The organism is Dendronalium phyllosphericum CENA369, from assembly GCF_016056275.1.
Classification (GTDB): domain Bacteria; phylum Cyanobacteriota; class Cyanobacteriia; order Cyanobacteriales; family Nostocaceae; genus Dendronalium; species Dendronalium phyllosphericum.
In genome coordinates this window covers 1-4,786 of sequence record NZ_JAECZA010000285.1, presented here as the reverse complement: position 1 = coordinate 4,786, position 4,786 = coordinate 1, and the positions used below count along the sequence as shown (strand labels likewise).

The 4,786-nt window shown below is 44.3% G+C and carries 5 protein-coding genes; 3 read left to right on the top strand and 2 right to left on the bottom strand.

The window, feature by feature from the left end; all coding sequences use genetic code 11:
• Window positions 1-97: 97 nt before the first annotated feature.
• The 3 genes from I8752_RS31650 to I8752_RS31640 all read left to right on the top strand — a co-directional run bounded on the left by I8752_RS31650 (window position 98) and on the right by I8752_RS31640 (window position 3,126).
• Complete coding sequence (locus tag I8752_RS31650; RefSeq protein ID WP_214436138.1) at window positions 98-1,342, top strand: ABC transporter domain-containing protein; 1,245 nt, start codon at window positions 98-100, stop codon at window positions 1,340-1,342.
• Between the two features lie 285 nt (window positions 1,343-1,627).
• Complete coding sequence (locus tag I8752_RS31645; protein WP_214436137.1) at window positions 1,628-2,017, top strand: hypothetical protein; 390 nt, start codon at window positions 1,628-1,630, stop codon at window positions 2,015-2,017.
• 2 nt (window positions 2,018-2,019) lie between these two features.
• Window positions 2,020-3,126: a site-specific integrase gene (locus I8752_RS31640; protein WP_214436136.1), complete on the top strand. Its 1,107-nt coding sequence runs from the start codon at window positions 2,020-2,022 to the stop codon at window positions 3,124-3,126.
• 144 nt (window positions 3,127-3,270) lie between these two features.
• Here I8752_RS31640 and I8752_RS31635 read toward each other — a convergent pair whose 3' ends face one another.
• Together I8752_RS31635 and I8752_RS31630 are read right to left on the bottom strand one after the other, a co-directional pair.
• Window positions 3,271-3,894 carry a 4Fe-4S single cluster domain-containing protein gene (locus tag I8752_RS31635; RefSeq protein WP_214436135.1) on the bottom strand — a complete coding sequence of 208 codons (624 nt, stop codon included), beginning with the start codon at window positions 3,892-3,894 and terminating at the stop codon, window positions 3,271-3,273.
• Window positions 3,895-4,020: 126 nt separating this feature from the next.
• Window positions 4,021-4,740, bottom strand: coding sequence for an N-acetylmannosamine-6-phosphate 2-epimerase (locus I8752_RS31630; RefSeq protein WP_214436139.1), 720 nt, complete (start codon window positions 4,738-4,740; stop codon window positions 4,021-4,023).
• Window positions 4,741-4,786 lie beyond the last annotated feature (46 nt).

Here is a 4,786-nt window from a genome sequence, read left to right as displayed (position 1 = left end):
GAGCTTGGACTTGTTACCTATACCAAGCGATACCCCAAATCAAAGCCATTTTGTTAATCCGTGTTGGCTTAATTCTCTTGGGGGTGTTACTGGGTCTATGAGCGAATTACACCCCTCCCAACTCCACCAACACTTGCAGATGTACACCTGTGCCAAGTGGTCATTTTGGGGTAGTTTAATTATCAGCGTCGGTTTACTGTCCTTGGGTGCTTCCAAGGTCGGTTCGCAAAAACTGTGGATCGTGGGGGCATCGGTCGGCACATTGGAAGTGGGACGGCGACAGCGCCACACAGCCAAGCTACTGCAAGTATCGCTAGGCGACATCGACCGAGCCTCGCGGCTTAACTTCCAAGCCTGGGCAAGACTGCGAACTCAGCCAACAGCACAGCTAGCCCTCACTGTTGGCGCGGTAGATGCCAACTGGCAACCAGAAAACCTGATTACTGACCCAGTTGAATACATCCAAAAAAAGCAGAAACACGTTGCTTTGATTGGTGGTACTGGAGATGGTAAATCGACTTTTACTCAGTTCCTCTCCTCCAAGATTGGCGGCAGGGTAATTGTCTACGACTCAGACGCAAAGCCAGAGGATTGGAACTGGCTCGACCAAAAGGATGTAATTGGGCGCAAGGGCAACTTCAAAGCCATTGATGAGGCAATGGGTAAAGACCTTGCAACACTGGAGGATCTCGTAGAGCTTCGCGGAGATGGGGGAGATAAGGCGATAGCCGGACGCGATCGCTTTATGATTGGGGAAGAATTCCCGATTTTGGTTGAGGAATGCGAAAATGCCGCACCCTGGCTGAAGAAACACGCCAAGCGGGGACGGCGATACAAGCAGTTTATTTTGGCTATAGCCCAGAATGATACAGCTGAGAACTTTGGCTTACAGGGGGACAAGGATACTCTGTACAGTTGCTTTGTCCTGGTGCGGTTGGGGCAGTTCGGGCGCGATTACGCCAGGACGAAACTCAAAGACCCGCAGTTAGAGCAATGGCTAAAAGCTGGAGGTAAGAAGCGATTCCTAGTTGATGATGCCCCTTGCGAACTCGATTTGAGCAACTGGGGGCACAACGCAATTGCGGACAGAATCACTGACTCAGGGGCAGACGAGAAGACGATACTGGCTAGCACATCCCTGAATGAATACGAGCAACGTCTCATCAACTGGGGACAGAAGCATCCTGGTAAAGTTTTGAAGGCTGGAGATGTGACGCGAAAAATTAGGTTTTTTGAGGGAATGCCGCCAGATGACATCAGAATTATCTTTCAAGCTCTAGCAGATCGGGGGGTGGGTCAAGTGGAGGAAGAAGGCGATCGCCTCGGCTGGAGGTGGTCGTAGTCTTGCCTACAGTCTGTCTACAGTCCGTCTACAGCCTGCCTACACTGCTTTACAAGCGAATTATCGAGCAATTCTCCAATACTGTGAAATTTTCAGCTAACCTCTTGCACCCAATTACCAACTAAGCAATAGTCCGTCTACACTGCCTACAATTTTTGAAATTCAAAAAATAGGCTGTAGGCGGCTAAAAACTTTTTACAGCAAGGTTTTTAGCAACTGTAGACAAATTTTGTGAACCCGTAAAATTGATTTTTTTTTTGAAAAAAACGACTATGGCGAACAATCATGATTACCGACGAGCAACTTAAAGAATTTGCTGAAAACTACATTTTGACCCAATACGCTCCTCCCGGCTTGACTGGTTATTTGTATGAAGATACAGACGACCCCTACGACGATACGAGCTACCACGCCTACTATTCCGAGTCGCCCAAACCAGACGAGGAAGCGCTTTCTAGCTGGGAGATTTTGGATACAGAAATTCAGCTAGTCACTGTAGAGGAACGCAACGATGAAGCCGGGGAGTATGAAGTTGTGGTGGAAGCGTTGGTAACTATCAGGGACAGCGATAACGAGGAGGAAGACGAGGAAGAAGAAAAGCAAGAGAGAGAGATTACTGTGTATGTCGGTGTTGACCGCAACGGCGAATTGTATGTTGAGAGGGCTGAAGAGTAAGCGTGATTGAACAGCGAATCAAAGAAGCTAACGGAAGACTGCGAAGTAATAATTACGGCGTTAGCATTGAACTGGTTGGAGGACGGCTATATTTACGGGCAACACTTCCACCAAAACTAAAGTCAATAAAAACTGATTGGCATCAACAAAGAATCAGTATTGCTCCAGCTAATACAGAAGGCGTAAAGGTTGCTGAAAAAGAAGCCAAAATCTTAAGAATTCGACTAGATACTAAAACTTTTGACTGGGCTGATTACGCACAATTTGCTGTTAATGCAGTCCCAACAATTGGACGATGGATTGAAGATTTTGAAAAAGATTACTTTCAGCGTCGAGCTAAAAATTTTAAATCAGAATCAACCTGGAAAGTTGAGTATGCATCAGTTTTTAAAATTTTGGATTCTAATAGTCAGTTGACTGCTGACATTTTAAAAACTGCTATTCTATCAACTGCACCGGATACCAGAACTCGTAAACGTTTCTGTTTGACTTTAGGAGCTTTGGCTAAATTCTCAGGAATCGACTTCGACCCTAGCCCATATTCGGGAAGTTACAGCCCAAAAAGTAGAAAAGCAAGGGATTTACCAACAGATAAATTAATTGTTGATTGGTATTACAAAATTAAAGATTCTAAGTGGCAGTGGGTCTATGGACTACTTGCAACTTATGGGCTGAGAAATCATGAGGTGTTCTTCCTTGACCTAGCAGAGTTAAGGAGTGGTAATAAAATTCTTACTGTACTAGAAGGTAAGACTGGCTATCGAAGAATATGGCCATTTCATCCAGAATGGTTCGATCAGTTCGGATTGCAAAATGTAAAAATTCCCGAAATCAACCGCGATCGCTCTAACTCGAACATTGGCGGAACTGTTAGCCAAAGGCTTCGGCGTAATGAGGGCTTGCCGTTCAAGGTTTATGATTTACGCCATTGTTGGGCGATTAGAACCCTAGAGTACGAGATTGATATCTCGCTGGCTGCCCAACAGATGGGGCATAGCCTTAGCGTTCATAGCAACCTTTACCATACCTGGATACAGGCTCGACATCATCAACGAGCATTTGACTTGGCAATCAGTAAAAGCAATCGCCCGATGCCACCAAAAATCTGAATTTAGATTTTTTGATATTAAAAATCTAGCAATCATTGTTGCTAGATTTTTGTGCTGTCATGTATGCATTAGTATGTCTCTTAATCTATTGGTTGCGGGTTCAAATCCCTCGTCACCCACTCAAACTTGTAAGTTTTCTTTCAGTTACATTAACTCTAGCCCACCTTGATAGCCCGTAACAATGCGGCTACCATCCTTGAGGATGTGAACTTCTATTTGGTCGCTAGCCCAAGTAATTTGGTCTGCAAAGGCTGGGTTGAACACGCGAACCTGTTGATTGCTAGAAGAAACGGGAGAATTAGGAGAATTAATTGCTAGAGACTGGACAAAAGGCCCGTCAATTAAAATATCAAGTTGTTCTAATAATGCTTGGGAATCAGGCGGCGCAGAGTCTGACTGTAGTTCCTTGAGGGTAAATCCACTAAAAGACATTACATTTAAACCAGCAGCTTTTACTTTGCGAGCCAGAGATGCTAATGCTGAGGCTTGCCAAAAAGGTTCTCCACCAGAGAATGTTACACCTGTATTGCGAGGTTTACTGAGGATCTTCTCAGCGAGAGTATCAACACAAATCAATTGGTCAATCTCAAAAGACCAGGACTTAGGATTAAAGCAGCCGGGACATTCACGCTGACAACCCTGTACCCAAACTACAGCACGACAACCAGGGCCATTCACCTCTGATTCATCAATGTAACCCATAATGTTCAGATAACCAGGGGGAATTTCTATGAGTTCTGGCGATGGGTTGGTTGGCTGAGTTTCCATCTGTCTATTTCCTCCTTTTAAACGTTATCTGTCAAATCAATTTTCGCTGGAGGCTAATGAACTCGCTGCAATTGATTTAACGAAATAGCATTTAGGAAGACAGAAAACTGATAGTGTTATTTTGAATTATTTTAAGTTTTTAAGTGCGATCGCTTGACTATTTATAATCGAGCTATATGCTTGAACTTGCAAATCAATACCAGTGATGGCTGTACCAACGACAACAGCATAAGCACCTAAATCTAAGGCTTGACGAGCCATTTGTGGTGAAGAAATCCCGCCTTCACAAATTGCTGGAATATCTAACTGTTCCACCATCTGTCTTAGAAGTTCCCAACCTGGAGGAGAAAGCTGCTTAGTTGGATTAGTGTAGCCGTAAAGAGTAGTTCCTACAATATCAGCACCAGCATCTACGGCGGCTTTTGCTGCCTCAATTGTATCCACATCTGCCATCACTGGTTTACTCAATTCATCATGAATTCGAGCAATAATATCTATCACTAATTCATCACCAGGACGGTTTCTAGTTGTCGCATCTATAGCAATAATATCTGCCCCCGCTTTAGCCACAGCAGCAGCATGATAAAACTGTGGCGTAATATATACATCAGATCCAACTATTACTTGCTTCCATAAACCAATAATCGGAACTTTCACTCTTGCACGCACAGCAGTAATCTGACTTGGAGTGTCAATTCTGACAGCGATCGCACTATTATTAACAGCAGCTTGTGCCATTGCTGCAATTACTATTGGCTCGTGCAAAGGTGAATCTACAGGTGCTTGACAAGACACAATCAGACCGTGATGCAAGCAGGTAATTAAATTGAGAAAATCAGTTGGCATGGAAGACAAGATCGGGGGAGCAGGGGGAGTAGGGAAAGAAATAACT